19 protein-coding genes and 1 tRNA gene are annotated in these 18,773 nt (G+C 62.9%); 15 read left to right on the plus strand and 5 right to left on the minus strand.

The window, feature by feature from the left end; all coding sequences use genetic code 11:
• Positions 1-81: 81 nt before the first annotated feature.
• From hemC to rsd, 6 genes are all read left to right on the plus strand, one after another.
• Positions 82-1,023 carry a hydroxymethylbilane synthase gene (gene hemC / locus ACIQUI_RS00115; protein ID WP_403193918.1) on the plus strand — a complete coding sequence of 314 codons (942 nt, stop codon included), beginning with the start codon at positions 82-84 and terminating at the stop codon, positions 1,021-1,023.
• Complete coding sequence (locus tag ACIQUI_RS00120; RefSeq protein WP_403193920.1) at positions 1,020-1,787, plus strand: uroporphyrinogen-III synthase; 768 nt, start codon at positions 1,020-1,022, stop codon at positions 1,785-1,787. The genes hemC and ACIQUI_RS00120 overlap by 4 nt, the downstream gene beginning before the upstream one ends.
• Before the next feature lie 45 nt (positions 1,788-1,832).
• Entirely contained in the window at positions 1,833-2,933 is a 1,101-nt protein-coding gene (locus ACIQUI_RS00125) for a uroporphyrinogen-III C-methyltransferase (protein ID WP_403193921.1), read from the plus strand.
• Positions 2,930-4,168, plus strand: coding sequence for a heme biosynthesis protein HemY (locus tag ACIQUI_RS00130; RefSeq protein WP_403193924.1), 1,239 nt, complete (start codon positions 2,930-2,932; stop codon positions 4,166-4,168). Before ACIQUI_RS00125 ends, ACIQUI_RS00130 begins: the two co-directional genes overlap by 4 nt.
• 222 nt (positions 4,169-4,390) lie before the next feature.
• Positions 4,391-4,897 carry a disulfide bond formation protein B gene (locus tag ACIQUI_RS00135; RefSeq protein ID WP_403193927.1) on the plus strand — a complete coding sequence of 169 codons (507 nt, stop codon included), beginning with the start codon at positions 4,391-4,393 and terminating at the stop codon, positions 4,895-4,897.
• A 231-nt stretch (positions 4,898-5,128) separates the two neighbouring features.
• A complete protein-coding gene (gene rsd / locus ACIQUI_RS00140; protein ID WP_403193930.1) occupies positions 5,129-5,599 on the plus strand; it encodes a sigma D regulator in 471 nt (156 codons plus the stop codon).
• 9 nt (positions 5,600-5,608) lie between these two features.
• Here rsd and ACIQUI_RS00145 read toward each other — a convergent pair whose 3' ends face one another.
• A complete protein-coding gene (locus ACIQUI_RS00145) occupies positions 5,609-6,247 on the minus strand; it encodes an FKBP-type peptidyl-prolyl cis-trans isomerase (protein ID WP_403193933.1) in 639 nt (212 codons plus the stop codon).
• A 380-nt stretch (positions 6,248-6,627) separates the two neighbouring features.
• Here ACIQUI_RS00145 and ACIQUI_RS00150 point away from each other — a divergent pair, with 380 nt between their 5' ends.
• A complete protein-coding gene (locus ACIQUI_RS00150; protein WP_403193936.1) occupies positions 6,628-7,749 on the plus strand; it encodes an AlgP family protein in 1,122 nt (373 codons plus the stop codon).
• Here the strand turns inward: ACIQUI_RS00150 and ACIQUI_RS00155 are convergent.
• Positions 7,725-8,207: a TIGR02444 family protein gene (locus ACIQUI_RS00155; protein ID WP_403193939.1), complete on the minus strand. Its 483-nt coding sequence runs from the start codon at positions 8,205-8,207 to the stop codon at positions 7,725-7,727. The two genes, ACIQUI_RS00150 and ACIQUI_RS00155, sit on opposite strands and share 25 nt — an antisense overlap.
• 50 nt (positions 8,208-8,257) lie before the next feature.
• Between ACIQUI_RS00155 and ACIQUI_RS00160 the strand changes: the two genes are divergently transcribed.
• The 6 genes from ACIQUI_RS00160 to ACIQUI_RS00185 all read left to right on the plus strand — a co-directional run bounded on the left by ACIQUI_RS00160 (position 8,258) and on the right by ACIQUI_RS00185 (position 13,212).
• Positions 8,258-10,168: an ATP-binding cassette domain-containing protein gene (locus ACIQUI_RS00160; RefSeq protein WP_403193942.1), complete on the plus strand. Its 1,911-nt coding sequence runs from the start codon at positions 8,258-8,260 to the stop codon at positions 10,166-10,168.
• Positions 10,168-10,755 (plus strand): mechanosensitive ion channel domain-containing protein, encoded by a 588-nt coding sequence (locus tag ACIQUI_RS00165; RefSeq protein WP_403193945.1) that lies wholly within the window; start codon positions 10,168-10,170, stop codon positions 10,753-10,755. Before ACIQUI_RS00160 ends, ACIQUI_RS00165 begins: the two co-directional genes overlap by 1 nt.
• A 187-nt stretch (positions 10,756-10,942) precedes the next feature.
• On the plus strand, positions 10,943-11,575 hold the full coding sequence (locus tag ACIQUI_RS00170) for a LysE family transporter (RefSeq protein WP_403193948.1): 633 nt from the start codon (positions 10,943-10,945) through the stop codon (positions 11,573-11,575).
• 166 nt (positions 11,576-11,741) lie between these two features.
• The gene (locus ACIQUI_RS00175; protein ID WP_403193951.1) at positions 11,742-12,200 is read left to right on the plus strand and encodes an aminoacyl-tRNA deacylase; all 459 of its coding nucleotides are present in this window, start codon (positions 11,742-11,744) and stop codon (positions 12,198-12,200) included.
• A 61-nt stretch (positions 12,201-12,261) separates the two neighbouring features.
• Positions 12,262-12,504, plus strand: a complete 243-nt coding sequence (locus ACIQUI_RS00180) for a DUF2789 domain-containing protein (RefSeq protein WP_403193954.1) — start codon at positions 12,262-12,264, stop codon at positions 12,502-12,504.
• Positions 12,505-12,573: 69 nt separating this feature from the next.
• A complete protein-coding gene (locus ACIQUI_RS00185) occupies positions 12,574-13,212 on the plus strand; it encodes an NADH:ubiquinone oxidoreductase subunit N (RefSeq protein WP_403193956.1) in 639 nt (212 codons plus the stop codon).
• A 6-nt stretch (positions 13,213-13,218) separates the two neighbouring features.
• Here ACIQUI_RS00185 and ACIQUI_RS00190 read toward each other — a convergent pair whose 3' ends face one another.
• The 3 genes from ACIQUI_RS00190 to ACIQUI_RS00200 all read right to left on the minus strand — a co-directional run bounded on the left by ACIQUI_RS00190 (position 13,219) and on the right by ACIQUI_RS00200 (position 16,041).
• Entirely contained in the window at positions 13,219-13,656 is a 438-nt protein-coding gene (locus tag ACIQUI_RS00190; RefSeq protein WP_403193958.1) for a CBS domain-containing protein, read from the minus strand.
• Positions 13,657-14,073: 417 nt separating this feature from the next.
• Positions 14,074-15,804 carry a dipeptidase gene (locus ACIQUI_RS00195; protein ID WP_403193961.1) on the minus strand — a complete coding sequence of 577 codons (1,731 nt, stop codon included), beginning with the start codon at positions 15,802-15,804 and terminating at the stop codon, positions 14,074-14,076.
• A gap of 160 nt (positions 15,805-15,964) precedes the next feature.
• Positions 15,965-16,041: transfer RNA gene (locus ACIQUI_RS00200), tRNA-Arg, on the minus strand.
• Between the two features lie 198 nt (positions 16,042-16,239).
• Here ACIQUI_RS00200 and ACIQUI_RS00205 point away from each other — a divergent pair.
• A complete protein-coding gene (locus tag ACIQUI_RS00205) occupies positions 16,240-16,989 on the plus strand; it encodes a GntR family transcriptional regulator (protein WP_403193963.1) in 750 nt (249 codons plus the stop codon).
• Positions 16,986-18,710 (plus strand): fumarate reductase/succinate dehydrogenase flavoprotein subunit, encoded by a 1,725-nt coding sequence (locus tag ACIQUI_RS00210; protein WP_403193966.1) that lies wholly within the window; start codon positions 16,986-16,988, stop codon positions 18,708-18,710. Before ACIQUI_RS00205 ends, ACIQUI_RS00210 begins: the two co-directional genes overlap by 4 nt.
• Positions 18,711-18,773 lie beyond the last annotated feature (63 nt).

The raw sequence follows: 18,773 nt of genomic DNA on the forward strand, positions 1-18,773 counted from the left end.
GGCCCTCAGCTGATCCACATCTGCTAGCGATCCCGGCGATGCTGTTATCATCGGCGGCATTTCTCTGGATCGGGGCGTTCCATGTCCACTCGCGAAATCCGCATTGCCACCCGTAAAAGTGCCTTGGCCTTGTGGCAGGCCGAATACGTCAAAGCCCGCCTCGAGCAGGCCCACCCCGGTCTGCTCGTGACCCTGGTGCCCATGGTCAGCCGTGGTGACAAACTGCTCGACGCGCCGCTGGCAAAAATCGGCGGCAAGGGCTTGTTCGTCAAGGAACTGGAAACTGCCCTGCTGGACAACGAAGCCGACATCGCCGTGCACTCGATGAAGGACGTGCCCATGGACTTCCCTGAAGGCCTGGGCCTGTACTGCATCTGCGAGCGCGAAGACCCGCGCGATGCCTTCGTCTCCAACACCTTTGCCAGCCTCGAAGCGCTGCCTGCCGGCAGCATCGTCGGCACCTCCAGCCTGCGCCGCCAGGCCCAGTTGCTGGCGCGCCGCCCAGACCTGCAAATCCGCTTCCTGCGGGGCAACGTCAACACCCGCCTGGCCAAGCTGGATGCCGGTGAGTACGACGCCATCATCCTCGCTGCGGCTGGCCTGATCCGCCTCGGCTTCGAAGACCGCATCACCGCCACCATCAGCGTCGATGACAGCCTGCCCGCTGGCGGCCAGGGTGCGGTGGGCATCGAATGCCGCAGTGCCGACCTCGAGATTCATGCGCTGCTGGCGCCGCTGCATCATGCCGACACTGCCGACCGGGTGGTGGCCGAACGCGCCCTGAACAAACACCTGAATGGCGGCTGCCAAGTGCCGATTGCCTGCTACGCGGTGCTCGAAGGTGACCAGCTGTGGCTGCGTGGCCTGGTCGGCCAGCCGAGCGGCGGCACCCTGTTGGTGGCCGAAGCCCGTGCCCCTCGCGCGGCTGCCGAGACCTTGGGTGTACAGGTGGCCGAAGACCTGCTGGGCCAGGGCGCCGAGGCCATCCTCAAGGAAGTCTACGGCGAGGCCGGTCACCCGTGAGCCAATGGCGCCTGTTGCTGACCCGGCCTGCCGAGGACTGCGCGGCGCTGGCGCAAAGCCTGGCAGCAGCGGGGGTAGGCAGTAGCTGCCTGCCGCTGCTGGCGATAGAACCCGTCAGCGTGGAGCCCTGGCAACGGCTGCTGCTGGAGGGCCTGCATGGCTTCCAGGCTATCATCGTGGTCAGCAAGCCGGCTGCCCGGTTGCTGCTTGAGCAACTGGCCGAAGCCCGCATGCAGGCGCCACGGCAAGGCTGGTTCACCGTGGGCGAGGCAACCGCTGCGGTGCTGCAGGGCGCGGGGCTGGCGGTAAGTACTCCGCCGCGTGGCGATGACAGCGAAGCCTTGCTGGCGCTGCCGGCCCTGCTTCAGGCCGTTGCCGTGCCTGCGCCGCGTGTATTGATCGTGCGCGGGGTCGGAGGTCGCGAACTGCTGGCAGAGCGTCTTGCAGAGCAAGGTGCTAGTGTCGAATATCTGGAACTGTATCGTCGCTGCCTGCCGGCGTACCCGGCAGGCACCCTGGTGCGCCGCATCGAAGCGGAACGCCTCAATGGCCTGGTGGTCAGCAGTGGGCAGGGTTTTGAACATCTGCAGCAGCTGGCCGGCGCCGATTGGCCGCAGCTGGCACAGCTGCCGCTGTTCGTGCCCAGCTCCCGGGTCGCCGAACAGGCCAGGGCCGCCGGAGCCCAACAGGTTGTGGATTGCCGTGGCGCCAGTGCCACGGCCTTGCTGGCAGCCGTGCAGCGTAGCGCTGCACCTGCCTCTTAAGGCGCTAAGCTGAACGCGATGCGCCCCCATGCAAAGGATGGATACGTGAGCGAGACTGTCTTGTCCAATAACGATCAGCCGTCGGCACAGGCGCCGGCAGAACCCGTCACCACCCCACCCGCCAAGCGCTCCGGCACTGGCCTGGCAGCACTGGCCTTGCTGCTGGGCGCTGCCGGGGTGGCGGTAGGTGGCTGGGGTGTCTGGCAGGTGCGTCAACTGCAAGGCAGTGAGTTCAACCAGGGCCAGCACATCGAGGCGCTTAACCAGCGCGCCGAGGCCCTGCAGCAGCGCGAACAGCAGATCAGTGCGCAACTGGCCAGCCTGCCGGCTGCCAGCGAGCTGGAAGATCGCCGCCGCCTGGTCGCGCAGTTGCAAGGCGACCAGCAGCGCCTTAGCCAGCGGGTGGAAACCGTGCTGGGCGAGAGCCGCAAGGAATGGCGCCTGGCCGAGGCCGAGCACCTGCTGCGCCTGGCTACACTGCGCCTGTCGGCGCTGCAGGACATTACCAGTGCCAAGGCCCTGGTCGAGGGCGCCGACGAAATCCTGCGCGAGCAGAGCGACCCAGGTGCCTTTGCCGCCCGCGAACAATTGGCGCGCAGCCTGGCCACGCTCAACAGCACCCAGCAACCGGACCGTACCGGCCTGTTCCTGAAACTGGCCGCACAGCGCGAGCTGGTGCAGCAGCTCAGCGCCCAGTCGCCCGAGTTCGCCAGCAACGCCGATGCGCTTGGCGCCCTGACCTCTGACGGTGATGGTGCCAGCCGCCTGTCGCAGTGGTGGGCAGAGATCTCCAAGTACTTCCAGATCGACTTCAATGCCGATGACAACGTGCGGCCGTTGCTGGCCGGGCAGCAACTCAACCAGCTGCGGCTGGCCCTGAGCCTGACCATCGAGCAGGCTCAATGGGCAGCACTCAATGGTGACGCCAAGGTCTATACCCAGGCGCTGGACGACGCCCGCAGCGTGCTGCTGGCCAACTTCAATGCCGACAACCCGCAAAGCAAGGCCATGCTCGACAGCCTCAATGCCTTGGCCGATCAACCCGTGTCGGTGGTAACCCCCGACCTCAGTGAAAGCCTGGCGGCCGTGCAGGCCTACATTCAGCGCCGTCACCTGCCGGCCGAGGCTGAAGGGGGCAAGCCATGAAGCGAGTCTACCTGCTGGCCGTGCTGGCGATTGTGGTTGCCACAGCGCTGGGTATCGCGGTCGCCAAACACAGCGGCTATGTGCTGGTTTCCTACGGAAGCTTCCGCTATCAGTCGGGGCTGTGGGCGGCCCTGGCCGGCCTGCTGGCCGTGGTCGCACTGGTGTGGTTGTTGCGTTACCTGGTCGGCCTGGTGCTGACCTCCAGTGGCGTGGTCAACCCGTGGTCGCGGCGTAACCGCAGCCGGCGTATCCGCGTGGCCATCGAGCAGGGCCAGCTGGACCTCGCCGAAGGCCGCTGGGCCAGTGCCCAACGCCACTTGCACCGTGCTGCCGAGGCCGAGCGCCAGCCGCTGCTTTACTACCTCGGTGCTGCGCGTGCAGCCAACGAGCAAGGCCGCAGCGAAGACAGCGACAACCTGCTGGAGCGTGCGCTGGAGCGCCAACCGCAAGCGGAACTTGCCATTGCCCTGACCCATGCCCAGTTGCAGATGGACCGTGGTGAAAGTGAGGGTGCCCTGGAAACCCTGCTGGCCATGCAGGAGCGCCACCCGCACAACGGCCAGGTACTGCGCCTGCTGCAGCGCCTGCACCTGGAGCGGGGCGACTGGTCGGCGTTGATCCGCCTGCTACCCGACCTGCGCAAGGGCAAAGTGCTGCCGCCCGCCGAGCTGGCTGCCCTGGAGCAGCGTGCCTGGGGCCAGAACCTGAGCCTGGCCACCACCCGTGGTGAAGACACGCAAAGTGCACGTCAAGCGCTGGAGCGCGCCTGGCAGCAACTGACAGCGGCGCAGCGCCAGGAACCACAGCTGGTCTTGGCCTACGCCGAGCAATTGCGTCAGATAGGTGCACAGAGCGAGGCCGAGCAAGTACTGCGCACGGCCCTCAAGCGCGACTACGAAAGCCACCTGGCCCGCTTGTATGGCCTGGTGCGTGGTGATGATCCGGCGCGCCAGTTGCAAACCGCCGAAGGCTGGCTCAAGGCTCATCCGCAAGATGCCAGCCTGCTGTTGACCTTGGGCCGCCTGAGCCTGCAGAACCGCCTTTGGGGCAAGGCGCGTGACTACCTGGAAAGCAGCCTGCGCATGGAGCGCAACCCTGAGGCCTGTGCCGAACTGGCCCGCCTGCTCGCTGGCCTGGGCGAGACCGAGCGCAGTAACCAGTTGTTCCAGGAGGGCCTTGGCCTGCTGGACGAGCGCCTGCTGGCCCTGCCGCTGCCAGAGGGCGTGCGCGCCTGACCTACCCCAAAGCCCGCGCCAAGGTGCGGGCTTTGGGGGTTGGTAAGTTGTCTACTGTTGCAAGTTACCTCTGCAAACCATTTCTTCAGGCACCTCCTGCCGCATCGCTAGAAATTTCCTACACGATTCAGCGACTTGTCGTTACTGTCGCGCCTTGAAACAAAGTGCGTCTTTCCTCTACCGTTTCAAGCCACCACCTTTTCCCCGGGACCTTCACTGCCCATGCTGCCGGCCCGTTTACGCACATTTTTCGTTCCTGCCTGCCTGGCCGCACTGGCGGTACTGGCTGCGTCTTTCCAACTGGAAAACATGCCAGGGCTGGTGCCGTGCCCCCTGTGCTTCAGCCAGCGGCTGCTGCTTGGCGTGTATGCGCTACTGTGCCTGGGGGCAGTGCTGCAGGCACCGGGCATGCAGGGCATCCGCCGTTACGCGCAGGCAACGCTGGGCTGCTCGCTGGCCGGGGCGTTGCTGGCGGCGCGGCACGTCTGGCTGCAGGGCGCTGGCGGGGCAACACCTGTGTGCCCGGTGCCGATCGGGAGAGTGTTCGAGCAGTCCTGGGGCGAGGCGGCACGGCAACTGTTGCTGGGTGGCCCGGATTGCAACTCGTTGACCTGGAGCTTTCTCGACCTGACGCTGCCCGAGTGGAGCCTGCTGGCCTTCCTGCTGTTGGCGGCGCTGCCCTTGAGTTGCCTGCTGGCGTATCGTTTCCGCAGCCTGGCAATCAGTTGACCTGGCGCAAGGCTGGGCCGATAGCGCGACCAATGGTGCTGTATCAGGGTATTAAACACTTGTATGAACTTTGTCTGCTGCGTACCTTGATGGGCAGCACGCACGGGAATAATCTCCCAGCACGAATACCGAAAATACAACTGCTCGATGCCGTCCTGCTGATGTCACCTTTGTGCTGCGCGGTCGTGGTGCGAGGTGCAGCGGCATCTACCCAGAAGGGAAGAGATCGCCATGCTCGATAGTTGTCAGAATGCCCAGGAACGCTGGGGTGGGGTTCACGACCTGATCGACCGTTGGCTGAAGGAGCGCCAGGAGTTGGTGCAGGCTTTTCGCGCGCTGCGCGATGTAAAGCTGGCCTTTGCCGACAAAGACACCAACGGGGATTTTTGCGGTCTGCTGGTCGACTACTGTTCGGCGTGGCATTTCGAGGTCTGCGAGCAGCTGGTCAGTGAGGCCAAGGCTTTCGATGACGAGAAAGCGCTGAGGCTGGCCGAAGAGATCAATCCGCGGATCAACGACATTACCCAGATCGCCCTGGCCTTCAATGACCATTGCGCGAAAGGTGAATGTAAAGACACCGAACGCTTCGCCGAAAAACTGGGCAAGCTGGGTGGACTGCTGCATGAGCGCTTCGAACTGGAAGACTGCCTGATCGAAGTGCTGCACAACGCGCACAAGGAAGAGGGCGCAGTCGAGGCCTGAAGGTTGGCGTCAGTCGCCAACCGCCAGCAGCTCGATCTCGAATACCAAGGGTGTATAGGGTGCGATCAGGTCGCCCGCTCCTTCGGCGCCATAGGCTTGCGCTGAAGGAATCACCAGGCGCCATTTGGCGCCGGCGTGCATCTGCGGCAGGGCTACCTGCCAGCCCTCGATTACAGAATCCAGGTTGAACCACTGCGGTGTCTGGTTCTGGTCGAACACCGAGCCATCCGGCAACCTGCCCACATAGCGCACTTGTACTTTGCCACCTGCCTTGGGTTGCGCGCCCGTGCCTGCCTGCAGTTCGCTGTAGAGCACCCCTTGCGGCAGTTCGTGTACCCCATAACGACCACGCTCGTTGGCCATGAAGCGTGTTTCGGCTGCCTGCAATTTTTGCGTGGCGGCATCGCTTTCCTGTGTTTCATGCTGCTGAAGCACCGCCTGCATGCGCGCCTTGTCGAGCTTCAGCGGTTGCCCCTGATAGGACTGCTTGAGGCCTTCGACCAGTGCATCCAGTTGCAAGCCCGGCATTTCATGGCGCAGGCGCTCACCCAGGCTGGCGCCCAGGCTGTAGGCCAGGTCGTGCTCGTCGCTGTCGGCCAAGGCGATGGGGGCCAGCAGGCATAAACCTAAAACAAGATATCGAGGCATGGTCAGTTCCTGCGCCAATGAGCGGGGAAGTATGCCAGCGTTAGATTATCTATGGTGTGCTCGCGGTCCTTGTAGGAGCGGCCTTGTGTTGCGGTGGGCTGCGAAGCAGCCCCATCAATATTTGCGCAGACGCTGAAATCCCGGGGCTGCTTCGCAGCCCATCGCGACACAAGGCCGCTCCTACAAGGGATGTGCTGCAAGTCAGGCAATTGCCAAATATCAGCAATGATTTATTCAGCAACTACACTTGCACGGAGCTGCAAGATAACAACTTTGCCCAGGCATGCAACGCGGCGTAAATATTACGGTCAACATGCCCTAGCGGCGGTAGCAGCAGAAGCATAGTATGAGCCGCAATCTCGTCAGCCAGGAGGTAAACCATGTCGGCCAAAAAGAAGCCAGTAAGTACGCCGTTACACCTGCTCCAGCAACTTTCGGGCAGCCTGCTCGAACACTTGGAAGATGCCTGCTCGCAAGCGCTGGCTGATGCGGAAAAACTGCTGGCCAAGTTGGAAAAACAGCGTGGCAAAGCCCAGGAAAAACTGCACACCGGTCGCCTGAAATTGCAGGATGCGGCCAAGGCAGGTAAAGCCAAGGCGCAGACCAAAGCGCAAAAAGCCATTGGCGAACTTGAAGGGCTGCTCGACTCCCTCAAGGAACGTCAAACCCAGACCCGCTCTTACATCCAGCAACTCAAACGTGACGCCCAGGACAGCCTGAGGCTGGCCCAGGGTGTAGGCAAAGTTCGCGAAGCAGCAGCCAAAGCGCTGGATTCGCGTGCTGCCAAAACCACCAAACCAGCGGCTGCCAAACCTGCAGCCAAGCCCGCTGCCAGAACCGCTGCTGCCGCCAAACCTGCGGCTAAGCCAGCTGCCAGAACCGCTGCTGCCGCCAAACCTGCGGCTAAGCCAGCTGCCAAGGCGACCGCTGCTGCCAAGCCTGCCGCCAAGCCAGCCGCGAGAGCGACTGCTGCTGCCAAGCCTGCGGCTAAGCCAGCCTCCAAAGCGACCGCTGCTGCCAAGCCTGCGGCTAAGCCAGCTTCCAAGGCGACCGCTGCTGCCAAGCCTGCGGCTAAGCCGGCCGCCAAGGCGACCGCTGCTGCCAAGCCTGCGGCTAAGCCGGCCGCCAAGGCGACCGCTGCTGCCAAGCCTGCGGCTAAGCCGGCTGCCAAAGCGACCGCTGCTGCCAAGCCTGCGGCTAAGCCGGCTGCCAAAGCGACCGCTGCTGCCAAGCCTGCGGCTAAGCCTGCTGCCAAAGCGACCGCTGCGGCCAAACCTGCAGCCAAACCAGCCGCGAAACCTGCTGCCGCCAAAGCCCCGACCCGCACTGCCGCCAAGCCAGCCGCCGCCAAACCTGTTGCCAGCAAGCCAGCGGAAACCAAACCCGCTACGCCTGCCGCCAGCACCCCGGCTGCAGCAACCAACTCGGCCACCCCGGCTGCTTCGGTAGCGCCCTCGGCACCCGCCAGCACCCCGGCTCAGTCGCCGTCTTCGGCGTCCTGAAGCGTAGCCGCCGCGACGCGCAGCTGAGTCAGCGCGTCGTGGTGGCGGGCGGGCTCTGGCGCCAGCCGGGCCAGCCAGTCGTCCGTAGGCTCACCCGAGTCTGCGGGCCACTCTCGCGAGCAATCCTGCAAACGCTCCAGCAAGGTCCTTTCCGCCTGCAACTCCAGCCCCTTCACCTGTTCACGTATGGCTCCGAGCTGCACATCATTCTGCGCTGCTACTCGCCATTGCTGGCGCAGGCTACGTAACGGTAAGACCACTTCACGCTGCCAAGGCCCGGCAATTTCGTTCAACGCCTGGGCGCGCTCATCCAGCACAGCCACGGCACGCGTCTGCAACCAGGTTGCACACAACAGCAGGCAGACATCGCCACCTTGCGCCTGGAGCTCCAGGCAAGCCGTTTCCACGCCGGGCCTGGCATACAGGGCCAGGGCGTGATTCCACAGGTCGGTGTACATGGTTCTACTCGCGCTATGGGCCGAGGAAGCTGATAGACTCCGCGACCATCATGATCAGACTATCCAACCTCACTTTACAGCGTGGTCCGCAGCGCTTGCTAGACGGCGCCGACATGACCCTGCACCCCGGTCACAAGGCCGGCCTGATCGGCGCCAATGGCGCCGGTAAATCCAGCCTGTTCGCCTTGCTGCGCGGGGAGCTGACGCCTGACGGCGGCGATTGCCAGCTGCCCGGCGACTGGCGCATCGCCCACATGCGCCAGGAAGTCGATACCCTCGACCGCGTGGCCGTGGACTATGTGCTTGATGGCGACGTGCGCCTGCGCAAGGTCCAGGCCGACCTGGCCGCGGCCGAGCAGGCCCACGACGGCACCGCCCTGGCGCGTCTGCACAGTGAGCTGGAAAGCGCCGACGGCTATACCGCCGACGCCCGCGCCCGCAAATTGCTGGCGGGCCTGGGCTTCACCAACGAGCAGATGGACCGCCGCGTCGGCGACTTCTCCGGTGGCTGGCGGATGCGCCTTAACCTGGCCCAGGCACTGATGTGTCCGTCCGACCTGTTGTTGCTCGACGAGCCCACCAACCACCTGGACCTGGATGCCATCCTGTGGCTGGAAGACTGGCTCAAGGGCTACCCCGGCACGCTGATGCTGATCTCCCACGACCGTGACTTCCTCGACGCCGTGGTCGACCATGTGCTGCACGTCGAGCAACGCAAGCTCAACCTCTACAAGGGCGGCTATACCGCCTTCGAGCGCACCCGTGCCGAGCGCCTGGCGCAGCAGCAGCAGGCCTACGAGAAGCAACAGGCGCAGCGCGCGCACATGGAAAAGTACATCGCCCGCTTCAAGGCCCAGGCCACCAAGGCCCGCCAGGCACAAAGCCGGATCAAGGCCCTGGAGCGCATGGAGGAGCTGTCGGCGGCGCATGTCGATTCACCGTTCGACTTCGTCTTCCGCGAGTCGCAGAAAATCTCCAGCCCGTTGCTGAGTCTGTCCGAAGGCCGCCTGGGGTATGGCGACAAGGCCATCCTCGACAAGGTCAAGTTGCAGCTCACCCCTGGCGCACGTATTGGTTTGCTCGGGCCTAACGGCGCGGGCAAGTCGACCCTGATCAAGAACCTCGCGGGCGACCTGGAACCGTTGTCGGGCCGCCTGGTGCGTGGCGAGAACCTGGCTGTTGGTTACTTTGCCCAGCACCAGCTGGATTCGCTGGACGACAAGGCCAGCCCGCTGCTGCACCTGCAGCGTATTGCCCCCGCTGAGCGTGAGCAGACCCTGCGCGACTTCCTGGGTGGTTTCGACTTCCATGGCGACCGTACTGACGAGCCGGTGGTGAACTTCTCCGGTGGTGAAAAGGCCCGCCTCGCGCTGGCGCTGATCGCCTGGGAGCGGCCGAACCTGCTGCTGCTCGACGAACCGACCAACCACCTCGACCTGGAAATGCGTCTGGCGCTGACCATGGCGTTGCAGGAGTTTGCCGGTGCCGTGGTGGTGGTATCCCACGACCGTCACCTGCTCAAGAGCACCACCGACGACTTCCTGCTGGTGGCCGACGGCAAGGTTGATACCTTCGACGGTGACCTGGACGACTACAGCCGCTGGCTGGTCGAGTACCGCCAGCGCAGCGCACCGGCCAGTACGGCTGCGGTCAACCCGGACAAGACCGACAAGAAAGCCCAGCGCCAGGCTGCCGCGGCCTTGCGCCAGCAGCTGGCACCGCACAAGAAGGCCGCCGACAAGCTGGAAACCGAGCTTAACCAGGTGCATGCGCAACTGGCCGAGATCGAGACCGCCCTGGGTGATGGCGGCCTCTATGAGGCTGCGCGCAAGGACGAGCTGCGTGACCTGCTGGCGCGCCAGACCAAGCTCAAGCAACGCGAAGGCGAGCTGGAAGAAGCCTGGATGGAAGCGCTGGAAACCCTCGAAAGCATGCAGGCCGAGCTCGAGGCGCTGTCCTGATGGAGGAGCTGCGTTCGCTGCTGCCAGGGCAATGGATGGATACCTTCTGGCTGGGCTTGCAGATCCTGTTGATCCTGGTGGCGGCCTTCGTCCTGCAGCGCATCATCGCTCGCGGGCTGAGCCGCCTGGGTCAGCGTTACCCGTTGCCACCAGAGTTGCTGGTGCCGGTGCGCGGTGGCTTGCGCTGGCTGATCATGGGCAGCGCACTGCTGTTTGTGCTGGAGCGGCTGGGTGTTTCTGCGACTGTGCTGTGGACTGCTTTGTCAGGCTTCGTCGCGGTGGCGGCAGTGGCGTTCTTCGCCATGTGGAGCGTGTTGTCCAACCTGCTGTGCGCGGTGCTGATCTTTACCGTCGGGCCGTTTCGCATCGGCGATGTGGTCGAGCTGGTCGATACGCTAGACAAGCCCGGCGTCAAAGGCCGTGTGATCGCCATCAACCTGCTGTTCACCACCCTGCTGGAAATGCCCGAGGCGGGCGGGGCGCTGGTGCAGGTGCCCAATAGCCAGTTCTTCCAGAAATCGGTACGGCGCTGGCGCGGGGCCGAGGTGCAGGCCCTGCACAAAGAGGCGACTGTCGAGGCCGACTAAACCTGTGCCGGCCTCTTCGCGGGCATGCCCGCTCCCACAGAACCGCAAGCCTGCACTGTACCTGTGGGAGCGGGCGCGCCCGCGAAGAGGCCGGTACTGGCAGTGAAATTCCTCAAAATCTACTGGTTATTTTTTCACCAACACCTTAGCTTAACGTTTTGCAACATATGTTCGAGCGAGGTGTGTGATGTCGATGGAAGTATGGTTGGGCTTCTTTGCCGCCTGTTGGGTGATCAGCCTTTCACCCGGAGCCGGGGCGATCGCCTCGATGTCCAGTGGCCTGCAATACGGCTTCTGGCGTGGTTACTGGAATGCCCTGGGCCTGCAGCTAGGCCTGATCGTGCAGATCGCCATCATCGCCGCTGGCGTCGGCGCCATCCTGGCCGCCTCGGCCACGGCCTTCCAGGTCATCAAATGGTTCGGCGTCGCCTACCTCGTCTACCTGGCCTACAAGCAGTGGCGCGCCCTGCCCATGGACATGGCCGATGAGTCCGGCGTGCGCCCGATCGGCAAACCGCTGAGCCTGGTGTTCCGTGGTTTCCTGGTCAACGTCAGCAACCCCAAGGCACTGGTGTTCATGCTGGCGGTGCTGCCGCAGTTTCTCAACCCGCATGCGCCGCTGTTGCCGCAGTATGTGGCAATCACCGTGACCATGGTCAGCGTGGACATGCTGGTGATGGCGGGTTACACCGGGTTGGCTTCGCGGGTGTTGCGCCTGCTGCGTACGCCCAGGCAGCAGAAGCGTTTGAACCGGACCTTTGCCGGGTTGTTCATTGGTGCGGCAACCTTCCTGGCGACCCTGCGCCGCGCACCTCTCTGATAGACCGTTGGGGCCTCGTCGAGGCCCCATCTATATGGCTGCTCGTCAGGCCAGCAGCAGGCAATCACCTGTCGTCACCTCGTTTGCTTCTCTTGCACAACTTTAGCCCTGCCTTGCGCTGCCAGGCCTAAAATTGAAGATTGGGGGGCGAAACCGGAGGTGCATCATGCGTATGGCAAAGACCCTACAGGCCCGCCTGGACAAGGCCAACTGCGACTACGACATCATTCCCCATCCACATTCGGCCACCAGCCTGGAGTCTGCCCGTACGGCCGGTGTGCCCGCCGAGCGGGTCGCCAAGTCGGTGATGCTCGATGACCGGCGTGGCAACTACATCATGGCCGTGCTGCCGGCCAACCGGCACCTGGACATGAGCAAGGTGCGCACGTCCGGCGCCTGGCAACTGACCCGTGAAAGCGGCCTGCCGAGCCTGTTCAATGACTGCGAGCGCGGCGCCGTACCAGCGCTTGGCGATGCCTACCAGATAAAAATGCTGCTCGATCCGAGCCTAACCCGCCAAGGCGATGTCTATCTGGAGGCGGGTGACCACGATCACTTGATCCACATGAGCATGGAGCAGTTCATGAAGCTGGTACCTCAAGCCGAAGTGCGTGAGCTGTGCTGATGTTTTCACACCAATGCCAGGCGGGCGTCGTGGACGGCTTGCCTGGCCCCGAGGAGGAACCATGGAAGCGCCGACCCATCAGTTTTCCGAGCTGTTCAAGCAGTTGGGATTGCCCGACGATCCCAAGAGTATCGATCAGTTCATCACCAGCCATTCACCCCTGAAGAATGAAATCAAGCTGGTGGATGCGCCGTTCTGGACCGAGGCTCAGCGGGCCTTTCTCAAGGAGAGCATCATTGAAGATGCCGATTGGGCCGTGCCCTTCGATCAACTCAACGAAGCGCTGCGTCGCCCCCGAAAATAAAGCGCCGAGCGGCACCTGACGAGTGATCGGCCGTTGCTATGCTCAGGAAAACAATAAGGGGATAGCGCAATGAAAGATCCCTACGCACCAGGCTTCTGGTGCTCCGTGACGATCCTGGGCACCCTGACGGCCAGTTACTTCTACGGCATCAGGCAGGCGCAACAGATGAACCAGGCAGTGCATTTCCTGTATGCCGCTGCCGCTGTCACTGTGGCGTTTGCACTGGTGACGCTGACCTGGATCGCCTGGCAGCAGCTGCACCTGAACAAACGAGAAGTGATCCAGGGGCGAACATTGCTGACCATCTGGAACACCAAGGTGGCGCTACGCCGCGTTGAAACGGTGTTCGACCGTTATTTCTGGGGCAGCTACTGGCATTCGGGGCGTACCTTCGAAGAAGTCATGGGCGAGCTCAAGGGCACACCGCTGGAGCAGAGCCTGGATGCCCTGAAGCGCCAGTGCCGCGTGCTCGACCGTGAAATCCATGACCACCATCATCACTGGCTGGCCAACGCTCGCGACCTGTCCAGCGTGGCTCAGGCCATGGCACGTGAACGTTACCAGCTGGACCTGGGGGAGCCTACGCACAGCGGCCACGGCAACACGGCAGTGCTGAACCGTGACCTGGAAGTGCTGGTATACACCTGGTCGGCGCGCCTGCGCAGCTTCGACCATCAACTGGACGAGCTGGAGCGCGCCTACCATTGAGGCACCTCATTCGCCGCGGATGTATTGCTCCAGTTGCAGGATCAGGCTGGCCTGTTCGGCGATGGTTTCCTTGACCAGATCGCCAATCGACAGCAGGCCCTGCAGCTCACCATTGCTGACCACCGGCAGGTGGCGCAGGTGACGGTTGGTCATCAGGTTCATGCAGTACTCAAGGTTCTGCTTCGGCTCCACGGTAACGACCGGGGCGCTCATGATTTCGCGTACCGGGGTGGCCGCAGACGAGCGCCCCTTCAGCACCAGTTTGCGTGCATAGTCCCGTTCACTGACGATACCCACCACCTGGTTGCCCTCGACCACGGGCAGCGCACCGACGTTTTTCTCCGCCAGCATTTTCAGCGCGTCGAGCACCGAGTCATCCGGGCCGATGGTGTACACGGTCTGGTGCTGGGACTTGGTCTTGAGGATTTGTTCGACGGTTTTCATGTGGGCCTCTGCGGGTGGAAAAAGCGCTGTCTCGGTGTAACTAAAGCATCCGGTACGGCGCTCTGCACGGCAATGCAGGAAACGGCATGGAGTCGATTGAAAAACGTCATGGGTGTCGCCTGTGCCGGCCTCTTCGCGGCTGAAGCCGCACAGTTACATCGCAGGCCTCAGGCATACGGAGTCCTTGTGGGAGATTGCCCAGCCCATTGGGCTGCGCTGTCGCGCAGAGAACTGATGCCGGGCACACCGCGTACCCTGTGGGAGCGGGCGCGCCCGCGAACACCGGCGCAGCCGGTGCCATGCACCGCGTTGGATTCTTCGCGGGCACGCCCGCTCCCACAGGGTCCCTGCTAAATCAGTAAGTGATGCGCAGTTTTGTGGGAGCGGGTTTACCCGCGAAGAGGCCGGTATTGCCAATCAAAGCTTCGGCATTTGCCCGAGCCGCGCCACCATCTCGCTCACGATCTGCAGGTCCAGCATGAACTGGTCCACAGTCTTGAACTCGTTGTCGTTGTGGCCGGTGTACTTCACATCCGGCATGGCCAGGCCGAACTGCACGCCGTTGGGCAGGTCGTGCACCGAGGTTGCGCCGGCAGAGGTGCCAAACTCATGCTTCATGCCCAGGTTCTCGGTGGCCACCGCGAGCAGGGCCTTGACCCATTCGCCCTCGGGGTTGCGATACATCGGTTCGTCCAGGCTGTAGTCGAAGGCCACCGAGGTGTGGCTTTGCCGGGCCCACTTGCCCAGTTTGTCGGCCAACTCGTCCTTGATGGTTGCGATTGGCTTGCCTTTGGGGATGCGCAGGTTCACCGCCAGTTTCAGGCCTTTGTCATCCACCCCGACAAAAGTCAGCGAGGCGGTCAGCGGGCCCATGAATACGTCCTTGAACGCAACGCCGAGCTTGTTGCCCAGATAATCCAGGCCCCAGTTGTCGGCAGCGTAGCGGGCAGCGTCGGTGAAATGGTTGTGCTTGAGTGGCACCTGCGGGTCCAGCCCGTTGATGAAACCGAGCATGCGCGCTACCGGGTTTACCCCAGACTCTGGCTCCGAGGAGTGGGCGGAAACACCGGTCACGGTGAGTAACACCTGTTTGCCATCGGCTTTGGCGTCAATGCTGAAGTCGCCGCCATGTTTCTTCACGTACTTGGCGCCGGCTTGCTGCAACTGTTTGGCCTGCTGCGCCGGGTTGTCCGAAACCAGGGTCGCCACCGAGGTAGTCGGTATCTGGTTGGTGGCCAGGCCGCCAGTCAGGTTGACGATTTCTGCGCCCTTGCCGGTGCCCGCTCGCTTGCTGAAGCTGGCCATCACCGTGCCGTAGCCTTTCTCGGCAATTACCACAGGGTAGCCGCCGTCGAGGGCCAGGTTGTAGTCGGGCGTGGGGTTGCGCTCGAAGTAGTAGGGGATGGCGTCGCCGCTGGTTTCTTCGGTGGTGTCGATCAGCAGCTTGAATTGCCGGGCCAGCGGCAGGTTCTCGTCCTTGGCCACTTTCAGGGCGTACATCGCTACCACGATGCCGTTCTTGTCGTCTTCGGTGCCACGGCCGTACATGCGGTCGCCGACCAGGGTGACCTTGAACGGGTCCAGGCGCGTGCCGTCGGCCAGTTTCCAGTTGTCCGGGTTGACCGGCACCACGTCGGCATGGGCATGGATACCGATCACTTCCTTGCCGCTGCCGAGCGAAACCTCATACACCCGGTTGTCGATGTTGCGGAAGGCCAGGCCAAAGCTGTCGGCCAGGGCCTTGAGCTTGTCGGCAATCTTCAGGAACTCGGGGTTCTCGTGCTGTGGCGTACCCTCGACACTGAAGGTGGGGATGGCCACCAGTTCGCGCAGGGTTTCGGTGGCGGCCTTGCCGTACTTGACGCGGGTATACAGGCCCAGCAGGCGGTTGATTTCGTCTTGCTGTTCAGCGGCGAGTGGCTTGTTGGCCAGGTAGGCGTCCAGGGTCCCCTCAAGGTTGTCGGCCTTGGCCAGGTCGCTGCCTTTGAGCTTGCCGAGAAACTGCTTGAAGTCGCTCGGGTTGCTGCCGTCGAAGGCTTTGACGATGGCAGCGGATTGTTGCTGGGTGAGGTTGGCCTGGGCTGGCTGGGTGAACAGGCCGATGCTGGCCAGCAGCAGGGTGGTGGCGGTCAGTTTTTTCAGGTGCATGGTTGTGCGCATTCCTTCGCCAATCATTGTTATGGGTTACCCGTCAGGAAACGGGAAGACGCCCACGCTAACACCAATGACCCGTGGCACGGGAGTGCCAGAAACGCGACATGTCGCACAAACGAAAAAGCCCCGGGCTCAGGCCCAGGGCTTTTTGATATGGCGCACTCGGCGGGATTCGAACCCACGACCCCTGCCTTCGGAGGGCAGTACTCTATCCAGCTGAGCTACGAGTGCAACGCGCACGCATGATACCCATCTGAATCGGTGGCGTCCATCGCCTTGATCTGTAGCCATTTTTCCCTTGTTGCCAGCACCGACAGCCGAGACTTCATCTATCAATATGCGATATCGGTATTTCCCCAATCATTCTTATGCCCACTACTCTCTGGTCACAACTTGTTATAACAAGTAATTGATCAGCGAAGAGACCCCATGGCCCAACTGCTCCCCCTGTCCCCGGTACCGCTCTATACCCAGCTCAAGGAACTGCTGCGCGAGCGCATTCTCGACGGCACTTATCCATCGCATAGCCGTATGCCGTCTGAAAGCGAGCTGGGCAAGGCCTTCGACGTCAGCCGCATCACCGTGCGCCAGGCGCTGGGCGACCTGCAGAAGGAAGGGCTGATCTTCAAGATCCACGGCAAAGGCACTTTCGTTGCCAAGCCCAAGGCGTTCCAGAACGTCAGCACCCTGCAGGGCCTGGGCGAGTCGATGACGCAGATGGGCTACGAAGTGATCAACCGCTTGCGCAGCTTTCGCCATGTGCCGGCCAACGCCTTGGTGGCGGCCCGGCTGCAGGTCGAGGAGGGCAGCCTGGTTACCGAGATCCGCCGGGTCCGCCTGATCAACCGCGAGCCGGTATCGCTGGAGCTCACCTGGCTGCCCAAGGCTGTTGGCGAAAAACTGGAGAAGGCCGACCTGGTTACCCGCGACATCTTCCTGCTGCTGGAAAACGACTGCGGCATAGCCCTTGGCCACGCCGACCTGGCCATTGATGCGGTACTGGCCGACAGCGACCTGACCCAGGCCCTGGATGTTGAAGAAGGCTCGCCGATCATGCGCATCGAGCGCCTGACCCATGCTGCCGACGGCACGCCACTGGACTTCGAACACCTGTACTACCGCGGCGATGCCTTCCAGTACCGCCTGCGCATTGATCGCCAGAAAGGGGGCAAGGCATGAGTATCCATACCCAGGACTACGACATCATCGTCATCGGTGGCGGCACCGCCGGGCCGATGGCGGCGATCAAGGCCAAGGAGCAGGACAAAAGCCTGCGCGTGCTGCTGCTGGACAAGGCCAATGTCAAGCGCAGCGGTGCCATCAGCATGGGTATGGACGGCTTGAACAACGCCATCATCCCCGGCCATGCCACCCCCGAGCAGTACACCAAGGAAATCACCGTGGCCAATGACGGCATCGTCAACCAGGCCACCGTGCATGCCTACGCAACCCACAGCTTTGAAACCATTGAGCAGCTCGACCGCTGGGGCGTGAAGTTCGAGAAGGACGAGACCGGCGACTACGCGGTGAAGAAGGTTCACCACATGGGCGCTTATGTGCTGCCCATGCCCGAAGGCCACGACATCAAGAAGGTGTTGTACCGCCAGCTCAAGCGTGCACGGGTCGAGATCAGCAACCGTATGGTCTGCACCCGTGTGCTGCTCGATGGCGAAGGTGCCGCCGCGGGTGTGCTGGGCTTTGACTGCCGCAGCGGCGAGTTTCGTGTGGTGCGGGCCAAGGCAGTGATCCTTGCCTGTGGTGCCGCCGGGCGCCTGGGGCTACCGTCGTCGGGTTATTTGATGGGCACCTACGAGAACCCGACCAACGCCGGTGATGGCTATGCCATGGCCTACCACGCAGGCGCCGAGCTGGCCAACCTCGAGTGCTTCCAGATCAACCCGCTGATCAAGGACTACAACGGCCCGGCCTGTGCCTATGTCACCGGCCCGCTGGGTGGGTATACCGCCAACAGCAAGGGTGAGCGCTTCATCGAGTGCGACTACTGGAGCGGCCAGATGATGTGGGAGTTCCACCAGGAGCTCGAGGGCGGTAATGGCCCGGTGTTCCTCAAACTGGATCACTTGGCCGAGGAGACTATCCAGAATATCGAAGAGATCCTGCACAGCAACGAACGCCCCAGCCGTGGCCAGTTCCACGCCGGGCGTGGCACCGACTACCGCCAGCACATGGTCGAGATGCATATTTCCGAGATCGGTTTCTGCTCCGGGCATTCGGCATCTGGGGTGTGGGTCAATGAAAAGGCCGAGACCAGCGTCAAAGGGCTGTATGCCGCGGGGGACATGGCTGCGGTGCCGCACAACTACATGCTCGGCGCCTTTACCTACGGTTGGTTTGCCGGTGTGAACGCTGCGCATTACGTGGCCGGGCGCGAACTCGCCGAGGTAGATACCGAGCAGGTTGAACGCGAGCGTGCGCGGGTGTTTGCCCCGCTGCAGCGTGAGCATGGCCTGCCGCCAGCCCAGGTCGAGTACAAGCTCAGGCGCATGGTCAACGACTACCTGCAGCCGCCGAAGGTGACCAAGAAGATGGAAATCGGCCTGGCGCGTTTTGCCGAGATCGAGCGCGATCTGGAGCAGATGAAGGCCAGCAACCCTCATGAACTGATGCGTGCGATGGAAGTGTCGGTGATTCGCGATTGCGCCGAGATGGCTGCACGGGCCTCGCTGTTCCGTGAGGAAAGCCGCTGGGGGCTGTACCACCACCGGGTGGACTTCCCTGAGCGCAACGATGGCGAGTGGTTCTGCCATTGCCATCTGAAAAAGGGCGAGAACGGTGAAATGACCAGTTTCAAGAAGGCCGTCGAACCGTACCTGGTCCCATTGGATGCAGATGAGCAGACCGCCTATGACCGGTTGCGGGTCAAAGCCGATGCCGCCTAAGCGACACCTCTCCTTGTGGGAGCGGGTTTACCCGCGAACACCGGCGAAGCCGGTGCCATCCAC

This window comes from Pseudomonas sp. NPDC090592 (assembly GCF_044769185.1).
In the GTDB taxonomy this organism is placed as follows: domain Bacteria; phylum Pseudomonadota; class Gammaproteobacteria; order Pseudomonadales; family Pseudomonadaceae; genus Aquipseudomonas.